Origin of the sequence: Neisseria sp. P0001.S007, from assembly GCF_051963655.1 — a bacterium.
GTDB classification, from domain to species: Bacteria; Pseudomonadota; Gammaproteobacteria; order Burkholderiales; family Neisseriaceae; genus Neisseria; species Neisseria subflava_A.
In genome coordinates this window covers 271,029-286,865 of the sequence record NZ_JBQCUB010000001.1, presented here as the reverse complement: position 1 = coordinate 286,865, position 15,837 = coordinate 271,029, and the positions used below count along the sequence as shown (strand labels likewise).

9 protein-coding genes are annotated in these 15,837 nt (G+C 46.1%); 5 read left to right on the top strand and 4 right to left on the bottom strand.

Annotated features, from left to right (window positions below):
- Positions 1-87: 87 nt before the first annotated feature.
- Positions 88-1,452 carry a sodium-dependent transporter gene (locus tag ACTHRE_RS01370; RefSeq protein ID WP_314591787.1) on the top strand — a complete coding sequence of 455 codons (1,365 nt, stop codon included), beginning with the start codon at positions 88-90 and terminating at the stop codon, positions 1,450-1,452.
- 62 nt (positions 1,453-1,514) lie between these two features.
- Here ACTHRE_RS01370 and dld read toward each other — a convergent pair whose 3' ends face one another.
- The 4 genes from dld to ACTHRE_RS01350 all read right to left on the bottom strand — a co-directional run bounded on the left by dld (position 1,515) and on the right by ACTHRE_RS01350 (position 8,198).
- Positions 1,515-3,206 carry a D-lactate dehydrogenase gene (gene dld / locus ACTHRE_RS01365; RefSeq protein ID WP_377072919.1) on the bottom strand — a complete coding sequence of 564 codons (1,692 nt, stop codon included), beginning with the start codon at positions 3,204-3,206 and terminating at the stop codon, positions 1,515-1,517.
- A gap of 163 nt (positions 3,207-3,369) precedes the next feature.
- Complete coding sequence (gene pnp / locus ACTHRE_RS01360; protein ID WP_003683274.1) at positions 3,370-5,490, bottom strand: polyribonucleotide nucleotidyltransferase; 2,121 nt, start codon at positions 5,488-5,490, stop codon at positions 3,370-3,372.
- A gap of 235 nt (positions 5,491-5,725) precedes the next feature.
- Positions 5,726-6,589 carry a phosphoribosylaminoimidazolesuccinocarboxamide synthase gene (locus tag ACTHRE_RS01355; RefSeq protein ID WP_377072921.1) on the bottom strand — a complete coding sequence of 288 codons (864 nt, stop codon included), beginning with the start codon at positions 6,587-6,589 and terminating at the stop codon, positions 5,726-5,728.
- A gap of 163 nt (positions 6,590-6,752) precedes the next feature.
- Positions 6,753-8,198 carry a calcium-binding protein gene (locus ACTHRE_RS01350; RefSeq protein ID WP_377072923.1) on the bottom strand — a complete coding sequence of 482 codons (1,446 nt, stop codon included), beginning with the start codon at positions 8,196-8,198 and terminating at the stop codon, positions 6,753-6,755.
- A gap of 445 nt (positions 8,199-8,643) precedes the next feature.
- Here ACTHRE_RS01350 and rfbD point away from each other — a divergent pair, with 445 nt between their 5' ends.
- From rfbD to ACTHRE_RS01330, 4 genes are all read left to right on the top strand, one after another.
- The gene (gene rfbD / locus ACTHRE_RS01345; protein WP_070646898.1) at positions 8,644-9,507 is read left to right on the top strand and encodes a dTDP-4-dehydrorhamnose reductase; all 864 of its coding nucleotides are present in this window, start codon (positions 8,644-8,646) and stop codon (positions 9,505-9,507) included.
- Between the two features lie 151 nt (positions 9,508-9,658).
- A complete protein-coding gene (uvrA, locus tag ACTHRE_RS01340; protein WP_377072925.1) occupies positions 9,659-12,508 on the top strand; it encodes an excinuclease ABC subunit UvrA in 2,850 nt (949 codons plus the stop codon).
- A gap of 20 nt (positions 12,509-12,528) precedes the next feature.
- Positions 12,529-15,114, top strand: a complete 2,586-nt coding sequence (locus ACTHRE_RS01335; protein ID WP_377072927.1) for a DEAD/DEAH box helicase — start codon at positions 12,529-12,531, stop codon at positions 15,112-15,114.
- A 206-nt stretch (positions 15,115-15,320) separates the two neighbouring features.
- Positions 15,321-15,755, top strand: a complete 435-nt coding sequence (locus ACTHRE_RS01330) for an REP-associated tyrosine transposase (RefSeq protein WP_377072929.1) — start codon at positions 15,321-15,323, stop codon at positions 15,753-15,755.
- Positions 15,756-15,837: the final 82 nt, after the last annotated feature.

Genomic DNA, 15,837 nt, shown 5'->3' with positions numbered 1-15,837 from the left:
TAACTAATTTTCTTTTCAGACTTTAGTCAAGATTCGTTAAATCTTTGCGGTAAAATGTTGTCTTTATTTTTATGCATCTGAGTATTTATGTCTTCCAATCAACCCCGTCAAACCTGGTCCAACCGTTTGACTTACATCCTTACTGTTGCCGGCGCGACTGTCGGCTTTGGTGCAACATGGCGTTTCCCGTATTTGGTCGGTGAAAACGGCGGCGGCGCGTATGTGTTTTTGTTCTGTATCGCCATGCTGGTCATCGGTATTCCGATGATTCTGGTGGAAAACGTCATCGGCCGCCGTAAAGGCGTGAACGCGCTGGATGCGTTTGGCGGCACAATGAATGGCAAACCCGTTGCCAAAGTTTGGAAATTGGTCGGCTGGATGGGCCTGCTCGGCGCATTCGGCATCATGGCCTATTACATGGTACTCGGCGGCTGGGTTATCAGCTACATCATCAATATCATCGGCGGCAATTTGGACATTTCCAGTCCGGTTTCCGGAGAAGTCACCAAAAGCTTCTTTACCGAACACATCGAAAACAGCCCTTGGGAAATTGCGTTTTACACCTTCCTATTTGTGGTCGTAAACCAATGGATCTTGGTCAAAGGCGTGATCGGCGGTATTGAAAAAGCGGCAAAATACCTGATGCCTTTGCTGTTTTTATTCCTGATTGCCATGGTCGTGCGCAACGTTACCCTGCCGGGCGCTATGGAAGGCATTACCTTCTATCTGAAACCTGACTTCAGCAAAATTACAGCCGAACTGTTCGTCTTCGTTTTAGGACAAGTATTCTTCGCCTTGAGCTTGGGTTTCGGCGTGATGATTACGTTATCCAGCTATCTGGATAAAAACGAAAATTTGGTTCAGACGGCCGTGATTACCGCGATTACCAACACTTTGATTGCCGTGTTGGCCGGCTTTATGATTTTCCCTTCCCTCTTCAGCTTTGGCGTCGCCCCAAATTCTGGCCCAACTTTGGTGTTCCAAAGCCTGCCGATCGTGTTTTCCAATATGTGGGCAGGCCCGGTGTTTGCAGTGATTTTCTTCTCACTGCTTCTGATTGCCGCGCTGACGACTTCTCTGACCATTTATGAAGTGTTGATTACGACCATTCAGGAGAAAACCAAAATCCGCCGCGCAGCCGCGATTACCATCGTACTGGCAGGTATTTTTATCTTCGGCAATATCCCGTCCATCTTGAGCTACGGCCCATGGAAAGATATTTCCGTATTTGGTAAAAACATTTTTGATGCCTTTGACTATATCAGCGGCAACATCCTGTTTATGCTGACCGCGCTTGGCTCGGCCTTGTTTGTCGGTTTCGTGATGAAAGATGAAGCGAAGGACGAATTGCTCTACAAAGGCAACCAGACCACCGTCAATATCTGGTTTGCTTATGTAAAATACCTCGTACCGTTGGTGATTCTGCTGATTTTCATCAGCAACCTGTTCTGATAAGCAAACATATAAAAAGGCCGTCTGAAATGTTCAGACGGCCTTTGTTTTTTTACTATGCCTTATTCAGCCCAGTTTTTCTTCTTACTGGTTTTACCGATACCTGGATTGAAGCTGTTGGTCGGGTCAAGTTTTTTATAGAACTGTTTCAGTTCAGGCTTGGCTTCATACAGATGACCGACGTTGTGCTCGGCAGGATATTGCGCGCCGCGTTGGTCAAGCAGATGGAGCATTTCATGTTCCAAAGCCATGCAGTCGTTGCCTTTTTTAATGATGTAGTCCTGATGGAACACATGACACATAAAATGTCCGTAATACAATTTATGGATGATTTTATTGTCGATTTCAGGCGGCAGTGTTTCAAACCAATCACGATCATCACGGCGCAAGGCGATATCGAGTGCAACCAAATCCTCTACTTCATCATCATGTACAGAACGGTAACGGATCGCGGCAGAAGCTACGGCGAAACGATGCAACATAGCCGCCTGCGTTTCTTCAGCATTACATTCAAAGAATGCGCCGCCATGGGTTGCAAAATATTCCTTCAAGAAAGCACGCGCTTCTTCTACGCCCTCGCCACCCATTTTTAAAATCAGGTGATGTTCATATTTATCCCGATAGTTGCGCATAGACTTCGGCAAGTGATCGGGCAAAATCTTACTGACCAGCTGCATGAATTTATCAGAGAAGTGTTTTGGTAAGAAACTTATCTTTTTGCTGAATCTATCCACACGGGCCTTCAGATCAAACAGTTTCGGAAGTTGGTGGGTACCGAACGTCTTGATGATATAAAACGTATCTTTACCATAAACGGCAGCAATATCAAAAGCATGACGATGGATATACTCACCGGAAATAGGCAGGTTTTTAAACTCACTCAAAGCAGCACGACGAATATCGGTCAGCTCATTAATATCATTGGTGCCGATATAGAACACGGCAGTCTGTTTTTCTTGCGGGAAAGTATCCAAGCGTACGGCAAACACCATCAGCTTGCCCGCGCAACCTGATGCTTCGTAGTGACGCGCAGGGTCGGCATTAAAACGGGCGGCAGTCGGTTCATTCACTTGGCGGACATGATCGCAATACGCATGGTCATGCCCTTTGCCTGCATTTTGAACAATGTCTTTTTTCTGATAATGGAAACCTTGCAAGTTGGTCAAAATTTCTTCAGGGGTTTCACCCAAATCAATGCCCAAATGGTTGACCAGCTCTAGTTTGCCCTCTTCGTTGATTTGTGCAAACAGGGCCATTTCCGTATAAGCCGGGCCACGCTGTACCAATGCACCGCCCGAGTTATTACATACGCCACCCAATACAGATGCGCCGATACAGGACGAACCGATCACGGAGTGCGGCTCACGGCCTAAAGGTTTCAGCAGCAGCTCCAATTGATTCAGGGTAGAACCAGGCAGGCAGACAACTTGCTCGTTATTATTAATTGGCTGAATGATGTTCAGTCGCATGGTATTTACAATCACGATATCGCGGTCGTAATCATTGCCGTCAGGAGTCGAGCCGCCGGTCAAACCGGTATTGGCGGCCTGCGTAATCACGATAACATCAGCCTCAACACACGCCTGCAAGATTTGCCACATTTCTAACACCGTACCCGGACGGACAACTGCCAACGCCTTGCCTTCGCCAAAACGGTAGCCTTGACGGTATTGTTCAGTTTTTGCCGGGTCTGTGATGATATATTTTTCGCCGACGGTTTGCGTCAGCCGACTGATTAATTGTGTAGCATTCATTGCATACTCCTTAAGAAATGAATATATTTATTAAATTACAAACATTGTAGTAATCCCTTTTATCAAAGTAAAGGCAAACTCATTTTTAAATTCATCATTCAAATAAACAAAAGGCCGTCTGAAATTTTCAGACGGCCTTTTGTTTCAAGCTTGAACAATCAAATTATTCAGCTGCTTTCTCTTCGCGAGCAGGAGCTTCCAGCAAAGCTTTGATAGACAGGCGTACGCGGCCTCGATCGTCTACTTCCAATGCTTTCACGTTCACAACCTGACCTACTTGCAGGTAGTCGCTGACATTGCGTACGCGCTCGTGGGCGATTTGGCTGATGTGTACCAAACCGTCTTTGCCCGGCATCACGCTGACAATCGCGCCAACGTTGTTGTCGAGGATTTTAACCACAGTACCTTCGTACACTTTGCCCACTTCCACTTCGGCAGTGATTTCTTCGATACGTTTTTTCGCTGCATCGCCTGCTTCTTGAGTAGTCGCAGCGATAGTGATGGTACCGTCTTCAGCGATGTTGATTTCAGTACCGGTTTCAGCAGTAATCGAACGAATGGTTTCACCGCCTTTACCAATCACATCACGGATTTTGTCTTGGTTGATTTTCATGGTGAACAAGCGTGGCGCGTGTGCAGACAGTTCTTGCGGGCCTGCAACGGCGGCTTTCATCTGATCCAAGATGTGCAAACGTGCTTCTTTGGCTTGAGCCAAAGCAATTTGCATGATTTCTTTGGTAATACCTTGGATTTTGATGTCCATTTGCAGCGCGGTCACACCTTCGGTTGTACCGGCTACTTTAAAGTCCATATCGCCCAAATGGTCTTCATCACCCAAGATGTCGGTCAGGACGGCAAATTTGTTGTTGTCCAAAATCAGGCCCATGGCGATACCGGCAACGTGTGCTTTCAAAGGCACACCGGCAGACAGCAGGCTCAAGCAGCCGCCGCAGACGGAAGCCATAGAGGAAGAGCCGTTGGATTCGGTAATTTCAGAAACCACGCGCATGGTGTAGCTGAAATCTTCAGGTTCTGGCAATACGGCCAACAATGCACGTTTAGCCAAGCGGCCGTGACCGATTTCACGACGTTTTGGCGCACCTACGCGACCCACTTCACCGGTAGAGTATGGAGGGAAGTTGTAGTGCAGCATGAAGCGGTCGGTGTATTCGCCGGACAGCGCATCAATGATTTGCTCGTCGCGTGAAGTACCCAAAGTTGCAACAGCCAAAGCTTGGGTTTCGCCACGGGTAAACAGTGCAGAACCGTGAGTGCGTGGCAATACGCCGGTTTGAATGTTCAACGGACGGACGGTGCGGGTGTCGCGACCGTCAATACGCGGTTGGCCGTCCAAAATTTGGCTGCGGACAACATCGGCTTCCAAGTGTTTGAAAATGCCTTTGATTTCGTTGGCTGCCAAAGTGTCGGTTTCTTCGGTAATCAACGCTTCTTTTACAGCATTCCAAGCTTCGTCCAATTTGGCAGAACGCGCTTGTTTTTGACGGATTTTGAATGCTTCTTTAATGGTTTCGCCGGCAATTTCGCGTACTTTTGCAACCAATTCTTCATTGGTTTCAGGTGCTTTCCAATCCCAAACTTCCGGGTTGACTTCGTCGGCAAACTCATTGATGGCATTAATGGCCACTTGCATTTGATCGTGACCGTAAACAACCGCACCCAACATTACTTCTTCAGACAAGATGTCGGCTTCGGATTCCACCATCAACACGGCTTTAGAAGTACCGGCAACAACTAAGTCCAATTGTGATTTGGCCAACTCGGCTTTAGTCGGGTTCAGAACGTACACGCCGTTTACATAACCTACGCGTGCCGCACCAATCGGACCGGCAAACGGTACGCCGCTCAACACCAGCGCGGCAGATGCACCCAACATTGCAGGAATGTCAGAATCAATTTCAGGGTCAACAGACACCACCATCGCTACGATTTGGATGTCGTGGTAGAAACCTTCAGGGAACAGAGGACGAATCGGACGGTCGATCAGACGGCTGGTCAGGATTTCTTTTTCGCTTTGTTTGCCTTCGCGTTTGAAGAAACCACCGGGGATTTTCCCTGCTGCGTAAGTACGCTCAAGGTAATCGACAGTCAGAGGAAAGAAGTCTTGGCCTTCTTTCACTTCTTTGTTGGTAGTCACAGCAACCAAAACAACGGTGTCGCCCATGGATACTTTAACGGCAGCAGCGGCTTGGCGGGCGATTTCGCCGGTTTCCAAAGTAACGGTTTGATTACCGTATTGGAAGGTCTTAACGTGTTTATTGAACATTATTGTTCCTTTCAAAATACCGCACTGCTAAAACACTAATAATGCACACTAAAATCCGAATGTGCATAGTTAGGGTTTCAGACTGTGCGGCAGGTTATAAACAAGCTTTCAGACGGCCTTTCAGTCGCTGAAAACAACTTTCGATTATAAAGGCAACCATCCTTAAAATCCAGTATTTATACAATAAAAGGCCGTCTGAAACATATCTCTTTCAGACGGCCTTCAAACTTAAAAATCAATCCTGAGTCAGCAAAGTCAATGCTTCCTGATATTTTTCGACTGTTTTTTGAATCACATCGGCAGGCACTTTAGGCGCAGGCGCTTTTTTATTCCAACCGCTTTGCTCCAGCCAGTCGCGGACAAATTGTTTGTCAAAAGACGGCGGATTGGTGCCGACTTTGTATTGGTCTGCAGGCCAAAAACGGCTGGAGTCTGGCGTCAATACTTCATCCATCAAAGTCAGCGTACCTTCTTCATCCAAACCAAATTCAAACTTGGTATCGCAAATAATAATACCGCGAGATTTCGCATATTCGGCCGCTTCCGTGTAAAGCTGAATCGCCTTGGCGCGTACTTCCGCCGCCAGCTCTTTGCCAATGATGCGTTCGCATTCTTCAAAGCTGATGTTTTCATCATGATCGCCGACTGCGGCTTTGGTCGATGGCGTAAAAATCACTTCAGGCAGTTGTTGTGCTTCTTGCATACTTTCAGGCAGTTGAATACCGCAGACAGAGCCAGTTTTTTGATAATCTTTCCAACCGCTGCCTGCTAGATAACCGCGCACAATAGCCTCCACTTTCACCGGAGTGAGTTTTTTAGCCACGACGGCGCGTTTCTCCAAAGCTTTAGCTTCGTTTTCAGGCAAAACATCGTAAACCGTCTGACCGGTAAAATGGTTAGGCATGATATGAGCCAGTTTTTTAAACCAAAAATTGGAAATCTGCGTCAGAATCTCCCCTTTACCCGGAATCGGGTCATCCAAAATCACATCGAATGCAGACAGGCGGTCGGAAGCAACCATCAACATACGTTTATCGTCAATTTCGTACAAATCGCGTACTTTGCCAGAGTAGATTTTTTTCAAGCTGATTTCAGACATTTCGGGTATCTCTTAGGTAGACAGAAGAATACGGTATTTTAGCCCAATTTGGAATTTTTCGTCAGATTGTTTACAAAATAAAGGCCGTCTGAAACCTTATATTTTGGTTTCAGACGGCCTTATCCATTGATTTCAGAGAAGAATCCTGAAAATCACCATCCTATCAGATTACAGAAACTTGAGTCTGATCTTGGATGTGGTTTACAGCAGACAGAGAGTAGTAGTCGCCGTGGCCGGTTACTTGGTAAGTGCTACCGTCAGCAAACTTGAAGTTTTCAACTTTGTGATTGTTACCGGTGAACCAGTCGTCGATGGTGATGCTATCGTTAGTACCAACGGAAACAGTCAGGTTAGCACCAGATTTGCTCAGCAATACGTCGGAAGCTGCAACGCCTTTACCGAACAACAGGGTGTCATTACCGCTTTCCTCACGGATAGTGTCGTGACCATGACCTTTGTCGAAGAAGTAAGTGTCGTTACCGGTACCGCCGATCAGGATGTCGTTGCCGACACCACCGTCGAGGTAGTCGTTACCATCTTTGCCAACCAGGCAGTCGTCACCGGCCAAACCGTACAGATGGTTGTTGCCGCCGTTACCTTCGATGTTGTTGTTCAAAGAGTTACCGGTACCGTTCAGGTTTTGCATACCTTGCAAGAACAGGTTTTCAACGTGATCGGTCAAGGTGTAGTCAATAACGGTACGAACAGTATCGATACCGGCTTGTGCATTGCCGTACTCGATAACTTGGTCGTTGGCATTGTCAACGAAGTAAACGTCGTTACCGTCGCCACCGCGCATGATGTCAGCACCGGAACCACCGTTCAGGTAGTCATTGCCAGCACCACCTTGCAGGTAGTCTTTACCCTCTTCACCGTACAGAGAGTCACCGTCAGCATCACCGTAAATGGTGTCGTTACCAGCACCGGCGTAAATTACGTCTGTGCCGTTGCCACCGTAGATGATATCTTCGCAAGCAGTACCATAAATGGTATCTTTAGCATCAGTACCGCGGATAACGTTACCGTCTTTGCAGTCTTCAGCTCGAATGACATTACCTGGGTTTTTGTCTTCCTGACCGTATGAGTTGTTTTGGTTATGGTCGTCAACACAGTCTTTGCAGTCTGGCTCAGGTTTCGGTTCTGGTTTAGGCTCAGGTTTTGGCTCTGGCTTAGGTTCTGGTTTAGGCTCAGGTTTTGGTTCTGGCTTAGGCTCAGGTTTTGGTTGAGGTTTTGGTTCTGGTTGCGGTTCTGGTTGTGGCTCAGGTTTAGGCTCAGGTTTTGGTTGAGGTTTAGGCTGAGGTCGTGGTTTTGGTTGTGGTTTCGGTGGTGTCGGTTTGATTGGATCACAGTTGTAAGGTGGGCAAACCGGAACACATTTGTAAACGGTGGTTTTTGCTGGTGGGCAGAAAGCCGCAATAGCAGAAACCAAACCAGTTACCGCATTAACTACTGACACGCCGACGCTGGCAATGCTAGCGATGCTGCCGATAGAAACAGAAGTTTTCGCTGCAGGAGCGCAGTAGTAAGATGAGAAGGAAGCCTTAGGCGCAGGAGCGCAGTAAGAACTAACCAGGGGTCTAGCATAATACCCCCCGTAACAGTATGCCATAATAATTACTCCCAAAATAGTTAATAAAGATATTGAGCTGACGGAACGAGCAAATTCCGCCCTTGCTCAATTATTATTTTAGTAATATTTTTCAAAATATTTACTCAAAAATATCAAACGGTAGAATTTGCCGATAAAAGGACGGAGTTTCGCCTTTTTTTAAATCCCATTATCCTAGAAACAATAAAAACATTAACATTGATTCACAATCTCTCAAAAAGCATAGATCCTTTATCTATCTTGTTAAAAGCTAAATTTTAACTATAGTTATAGTAAACAAACATAATACCAATAAGAAGTTATTATTATGAATAGATAATATCGACAATTTACCCAAATACATCCGCATCCGGATTTTGTTCTACGCTAATAATGTGAATTTGTCTTATTTACACTATAATGACACGAACACCTATTCAACAGCTATCAGAGGAGATACTCAACCATGCGTACTTTATTGACCGGAGCAAAAGGTCAGCTTGCCCGTTGTCTGCGCGACCGCCTGCCCGAAGATTGGGAACTGATTGCTACCGACTCTACTTCGCTGGACATTACCGATACCGAAGCCGTGCATCACATGATCAAAAACTTCCAACCAGATGCCATCGTTAATGCCGCAGCTTACACTGCCGTCGATAAAGCAGAAGAAAATGCAGAGGCTGCTTTTGCCGTCAACGCAACCGCTGTTCACAACCTAGCCGCAGCTGCCCGCGCCACACACGCCCGCTTTATCCATATTTCCACTGATTATGTATTCGACGGCGAAGGCAAACGCCCTTACCGCGAAACCGACTACACCAATCCGCGCAGCACTTACGGTCAATCCAAAGTAGCAGGCGAGCTTTTGGCTTTAGCCGCACATCCGGAAAGTACAATCGTCCGTACTTCGTGGCTGTTTAGCGAATACGGCAGCAATTTCGTTAAAACCATGTTGCGCCTTGCTAAAGAGCGTGATTCCCTCTCCATTGTCCACGACCAAACCGGTTGCCCGACTTATGCAGGCGACTTAGCTCATGCCATCATCAGTTTATTGCAACAGTCCACTTCCCCACGCGGTATCTTCCATTACTGTGGCAACAAATCGGCAACATGGTACGAATTTACCAAAGCCATCTTTCAGACGGCCCACCAATTAGACGACAGCTTCCGCATTCCGGAACTGAACGCGATTACTACCGATCAATACCCCCTGCCCGCTCCGCGTCCTGCATACAGCATTATGGATTGCTCACGCCTAGAGACCGAATTCGGTATCAAACCGTCCGACTGGCAAAAAGCCCTGCGCGAAATTCTCCGCAAAATCAACTGATAAGTTGATTCATCTGTATCAAAGGCCGTCTGAAAACATATTTTCAGACGGCCTCTTTGTTTCTTTTATATCAAATGCTTTATCTATCCAGTCTGTCATTTGAAAAGTGCTACAATAGCCGTTTATTTTATTTTTCAGACGGCCTGACAATATGTGCAACCATCATCCTAAACATTCACACGATAACGACACCATCCGCATCCGCGGCGCGCGTACACATAATTTGAAAAATGTCGATTTAGACATTCCGCGCCACAAGCTCGTGGTGGTAACAGGATTGTCAGGCAGCGGTAAATCATCGCTGGCGTTTGATACTTTGTATGCCGAAGGGCAACGCCGTTATGTTGAGAGCCTTTCCGCCTATGCCCGTCAGTTTTTACAGATGATGGACAAACCCGATGTCGATTTGATTGAAGGCCTGTCGCCCGCAATTTCCATCGAGCAAAAATCCACCAGTCACAATCCGCGCTCAACCGTCGGCACGGTTACGGAAATCCACGATTACCTGCGCCTTTTGTACGCACGCGTCGGCACGCCGTATTGCCCCGAACACAATCTGCCGCTATCCAGTCAAACCGTATCACAGATGGTCGATGCCGTCTTGAAGCTGCCGGAAGACACGCGCGTGATGATTCTGGCGCCGGCAGTGCGCGAGCGTAAGGGCGAGTTTGTCGATTTCTTTGCCGACTTGCAGGCGCAGGGCTTTGCGCGGGTGCGCGTAGACGGCGAAGTCTATCAGCTTGACGAAGTACCGAAGCTGGAAAAAAACATCAAGCACAATATCGACGTCGTCATCGACCGCGTGAAAGTAAAAGCCGACATCAAACAACGACTGGCAGAAAGTTTTGAAACCGCGCTTCGCCACGGCAACGAGCGCGCGCTGGCAATGGAAATGGACAGCGGCGAAGAGCATTGGTTCTCCGCGCGTTTCGCCTGCCCCGTATGTTCATACAGCCTGCCCGAATTAGAGCCGCGCCTGTTTTCCTTCAACAACCCTATGGGTTCCTGCCCGACTTGCGACGGCTTGGGCAACACCAATTTCTTCGACCCCGAAAAAGTGGTCGCGCATCCCGAATTATCCTTAGCCGCAGGCGCGATTGACGGCTGGGACAAACGCAACCAATTCTATTTCCAAATGATTCAATCGCTGGCGCATCATTATAAATTTGATGTCAACGCCGCTTGGGAAACCCTACCGGAAAAAGTCAGAAAAGTTGTCTTGCACGGCTCAGGCAAAGAAGTCATCGACTTCACTTACCTGTCCGAACGCGGTACCACCTTTAACCGCAGCCATGCCTTTGAAGGCATCATCCCCAATCTCGAACGCCGCTATCGTGAAACCGACAGCGAAACCGTGCGCGAAAAACTGCGCGAATACCAAAACCACCGCGCCTGCCCGAGCTGCGGCGGCGCACGTTTGCGCAAAGAAGCGCGCTACGTTTACGTCAGCGGCGAACCTCTGCACGAAGTCTCTGCCTGGCCGCTGACCAAAACCCACCAATTCTTTGAAACGCTGGATTTGGACGGCAACAAAAAACAAATCGCCGAAAAAATCCTCAAAGAAATCACCGAGCGGCTCGGCTTCCTGATTAACGTCGGACTGGACTACCTGAATTTAAGCCGCTCCGCTGAAACCCTTTCCGGCGGCGAAGCCCAGCGCATCCGCCTTGCCAGTCAAATCGGCAGCGGCCTGACCGGCGTGATGTACGTTTTGGACGAACCCTCCATCGGCCTGCACCAGCGCGACAACGACCGCCTGCTCGCCACCCTCAAACGCCTGCGCGATTTGGGCAACAGCGTGATTGTGGTCGAACACGACGAAGACGCCATCCGCGAAGCCGATTTCGTCGTCGATATGGGCCCCGGCGCGGGCGAACACGGCGGCAACGTACTGATTGCCGACACGCCCGAAAACGTCGCCCAATGCGAAAAATCTGTTACCGGACAATACCTCAGCGGCAAAAAATCCATTGCCGTACCGTCTGAACGCACGCCCGTCAATCCCGACCGAATGCTCGTCCTCAAAGGCGCGCGCGGCAACAACCTCAAAAACGTTACCCTTGAGCTGCCGCTTGGTTTGATTACCTGCATCACCGGCGTATCCGGCAGCGGCAAATCCACCCTGATTAACGACACCCTCGCCAAAATCACCGCCCGCGAACTCAACCGCGCCCAAGAAGAACCCGCCCCATACGACGACATCCACGGCCTCGAACACCTCGACAAAGTCATCAACGTCGACCAATCCCCCATCGGCCGCACCCCGCGCTCCAACCCCGCCACCTACACCGGCCTGTTCACCCCCATCCGCGAACTCTTCGCCGGCGTACCCCTCTCACGCGAACGCGGCTACAACGTCGGCAGATTCTCCTTCAACGTCAAAGGCGGCCGCTGCGAAGCCTGCCAAGGCGACGGCGTAATTAAAGTCGAAATGCACTTCCTGCCCGACGTGTACGTCCCCTGCGAAGTCTGCCACGGCAAACGCTACAACCGCGAAACCCTCGAAATCCAATACAAAGGCAAAAACATCAGCCAAGTCCTCGACATGACCGTCGAAGAAGCCCGCGAATTTTTCGACGCCGTCCCCACCGTATCGCGCAAACTGCAAACCCTGATGGACGTAGGTCTCGGTTACATCCGCCTCGGCCAGTCCGCCACCACCCTCTCCGGCGGCGAAGCCCAGCGCGTCAAACTCGCCTTGGAACTCTCCAAACGCGACACCGGCAGAACGCTCTATATCCTCGATGAACCCACCACCGGCCTGCACTTCGCCGACATCGCCCTGCTGCTGGAAGTCATAGGCCGTCTGAAAGGCAAAGGCAACTCGATTGTGATTATCGAGCATAATCTGGATGTGATTAAAACTGCGGATTGGATTGTGGACTTAGGGCCGGAAGGCGGCGACGGCGGGGGCAGGATTATTGCTTCAGGTAGCCCCGAGGAAGTTATAAAAATCAAAGGTAGCTATACTGGGAAATACTTAAAACTCATCTTAAATTAAATACTTAAGGAGGTGATCAAATGGCCTTTAAAAAAATGATTAAAGAGACAAAAAGTTATAACTCTCCATCTGAAATATTCAGGGACTTGACGCGAAGAAAACTGCCTGATGTTCTACCACACCAAGATGAAATTATGAGGTCTTACGCTGCTGTCGCTGATAAATATTCTGATATAGCTCTGCAACTGCCAACCGGAAGTGGAAAAACTCTAGTCGGTCTACTAATTGCTGAATGGAGGAGAAGGAAAGGAGAAAAAATTGTTTATTTATGCCCAACAAAACAATTAGCACACCAGGTTGCAGAACAAGCCACAGAAAAGTATGGTTTATCTGTAGCATTATTGATTGGATCACAGAAAGATTTTAATCCTTCTGAAAGTACTGCATATAAACAAGCAGATAAAATAGCAATAACCACCTACTCTGGATTATTCAACTCAAATCCTTTCTTCAAAGATGCAGACGTGATTTTATTGGATGATGCACACGCTGCTGAAAATTACATTTCATCTCAATGGAGTGTTTTTATTGATCGTTATAATCATGAGCATAGTAGCTGTTATAACGCCCTATGTTCTTTAATAAAACCTTTCTTGGATCACATTAGTACTACCAAACTTATGGATGATGAACAGGTAGACAAGAACTGGACGGATATGTTACCAGTAACTATAAAATGTAAAATTGAAAAAGATTTGATAGATATACTTAATACATATACTAAAAAATTAGACTTGCACTACTCATGGGAGTTAATTAAATCTAACTTAGATGCATGCCAAGTTTTTTTATCTTCAATAGGCATTTTAATTCGCCCATTGATTCCACCAACTTTCACACATTCGCCTTTTTCTAATGCAAAACAACGTATTTATATGTCTGCTACATTAGGGAATGGGGGAGACTTAGAGCGTTTAACGGGAAGAAAAAATATACATAAAATTCCTACTGTTAATAGTTTGAATACTCAAGGCGTTGGGAGGAGATTCTTCATGTTTCCTGAAATGTCTTTAGATAGTAATGATTTAAAAAATTTGAGAGATGGCTTATTAAATTTAGTTAATAAAAGTGTATTTTTGGTGCCAAATTATAAGATTGCAGAGGAAATAAAGAATACTTTAGATAATTCAATTAGTAAATTTGATGCAAATGATATTGAGAAAACTAAATTGGATTTCAAACAATCATCAAAGGCTTCTGCTATTTTGGCTAATAGATATGATGGAATTGACTTTCCTGGAGATGAGTGTCGGTTACTGTTCATTGAAGGACTACCAAAAGCAACTAATTTACAAGAAAAATTTTTAATGTCCCAGATGGGAGCTCATATTTTATACAATGAAAGAATTCAGACACGAATTATTCAAGCTATCGGTAGATGTACTCGTTCTTTAGAAGATTATTCTGCTGTCGTAATTACTGGAGAAGATTTACCTGATTATTTGACAAATCAAAAATTTATTACATATCTCCAACCAGAACTCCAAGCTGAAATACAATTTGGAATCAATCAATCAAAAGATGTATCAAAAGATGATTTTTTAGACAATTTTGAAATATTTATTAAAAATGACCAGGATTGGGAAGAAGCTTATCAAGAAATAATTGAACTTCGTGAGAATGCAAAACAAAATAAATTACCATGTCTTGATAATTTATCTGATATCAGTAAATTTGAAATAGAATTTCAAGAATCATTATGGCAAAAGGATTATTTAAAAGCCTCTGACATTGCTGCTACTATAATTGGAAAATTAACTCATAATGACTTGAGGGGATATAGGGCTTTATGGAATTACTTAGCTGGTTATGTAGAATATTTAGAATATTTGTCTAGTCAAAACAATTCTATAAAAGCAAAAGCGATTCAACATTTTAAAGAATCTCATAAATCTGCTCCATATGTACAATGGTTGACTAAGTTGCAAAAGTTAGAATTAGATGATGTGTCAATTTCTGAGGATATTAATCTACAATTACTTTTACAATCTCAAATTTCTGGAATTGCTTCATGCTTGGAACATTTAGGAACTAGTCATAATAGAAAATATGACAAAATAGAGATGGAGATTCGAGAAGGGCTAAAAAAACCAGAAACTTTTGAGGAAGCACAAAAACAGCTTGGGAAGCTTCTTGGATTTAATGCTGGAAATCAAGAAAGTCAGGGAGCGCCAGATCCTTGGTGGATATGTGAAAATCGATGTATTGTATTTGAAGACTATATAAATACGACAAAAGATCAGTCATTATGTATCACGAAGACTAGACAAGCAGCCAGTCATCCAAATTGGATTAGAGAAAACTGCTTTAAAGATTGTTCTGACGCAGTTATCACTCCTGTTGTTGTAAGTCCGATTCAGCAGATTGATTCAGAGGCTACTATTCATGCTCAAAATCTATTTTTTTGGTCACAGGATGATTTCTTAAGGTGGTCAGAAATTGCGTTATCAACAATTCGTGAATTACGCCAAACATTTAATTTAGGTGGAGATTTAGATTGGCAAGCGCAAGCTTCACATATTTTACAGGATAAAAAAATAGATTTTTTGTCTATTGAACAAATGGTACGAAATAATCCAATTAATAAGGTATTAAGTAAACCATAGTCTGCTTACCCAACCGATCGCGTGTGTGGCACAGCCACGCACGCGGTTGTTTGATTGACGGTTTGCCGTTTCAACTTTTAACTTCGTTGAAGCCAGCGCTTTCAGACGACCTCAAAGGTCGTCTGAAAGCGTTAAATTTAACAAAGTTAAAACCCTAAAAAACAAACCATTCCTTTTTCAACACCCAAACCACAAACAAAAATCCTATGGCGCGTTATCGCAGAAACCTCATTGCCGGCGGCACATTCTTTTTCACCGTCAAACTCGCCAACCCGAAATCGCGCCTGCTTGTCGAACATATCGACTTATTGCGTGCGGCCTATATGGATGTGCAAAAACAATATCCCTTTGAAACCATCGCCGTATGCGTACTGCCGAACCACATTCACGCCATTTGGTCGCTGCCGCCCGATGATGCGGATTATTCCCTGCGCTGGCGGCTGATTAAAACCAAATTCTCCGCACATTTCCCTCGTGCCGAAAATCTGTCCGCCAGCAAACAGCAGCGGCACGAACGCGGTATTTGGCAACGACGTTTTTACAAACACACCGTGCGTGACGAAACGGACTTACAACGTTGCGCGGACTACATCCATTTCAATCCTGTCAAACATGGATTGTGTGGTAATGTCCGCGATTAGCCGTTTTCGTCATTTCACCGTTATGTGCGGGATGGATGGTTGCCGTTGAATTGGGGCGGAACGAAAGAAACGGCGGTAATGA

What these genes read in the sequence shown, in the direction of transcription:
- ACTHRE_RS01330 (WP_377072929.1), top strand. Translation starts at nt 15,321, where the DNA reads ATGGCGCGTTATCGCAGAAACCTCATTGCCGGCGGCACATTCTTTTTC.
- ACTHRE_RS01350 (WP_377072923.1), bottom strand. Translation starts at nt 8,198, where the DNA reads ATGGCATACTGTTACGGGGGGTATTATGCTAGACCCCTGGTTAGTTCT.
- dld (WP_377072919.1), bottom strand. Translation starts at nt 3,206, where the DNA reads ATGAATGCTACACAATTAATCAGTCGGCTGACGCAAACCGTCGGCGAA.
- ACTHRE_RS01370 (WP_314591787.1), top strand. Translation starts at nt 88, where the DNA reads ATGTCTTCCAATCAACCCCGTCAAACCTGGTCCAACCGTTTGACTTAC.
- ACTHRE_RS01335 (WP_377072927.1), top strand. Translation starts at nt 12,529, where the DNA reads ATGGCCTTTAAAAAAATGATTAAAGAGACAAAAAGTTATAACTCTCCA.
- ACTHRE_RS01355 (WP_377072921.1), bottom strand. Translation starts at nt 6,589, where the DNA reads ATGTCTGAAATCAGCTTGAAAAAAATCTACTCTGGCAAAGTACGCGAT.
- uvrA (WP_377072925.1), top strand. Translation starts at nt 9,659, where the DNA reads ATGTGCAACCATCATCCTAAACATTCACACGATAACGACACCATCCGC.
- rfbD (WP_070646898.1), top strand. Translation starts at nt 8,644, where the DNA reads ATGCGTACTTTATTGACCGGAGCAAAAGGTCAGCTTGCCCGTTGTCTG.
- pnp (WP_003683274.1), bottom strand. Translation starts at nt 5,490, where the DNA reads ATGTTCAATAAACACGTTAAGACCTTCCAATACGGTAATCAAACCGTT.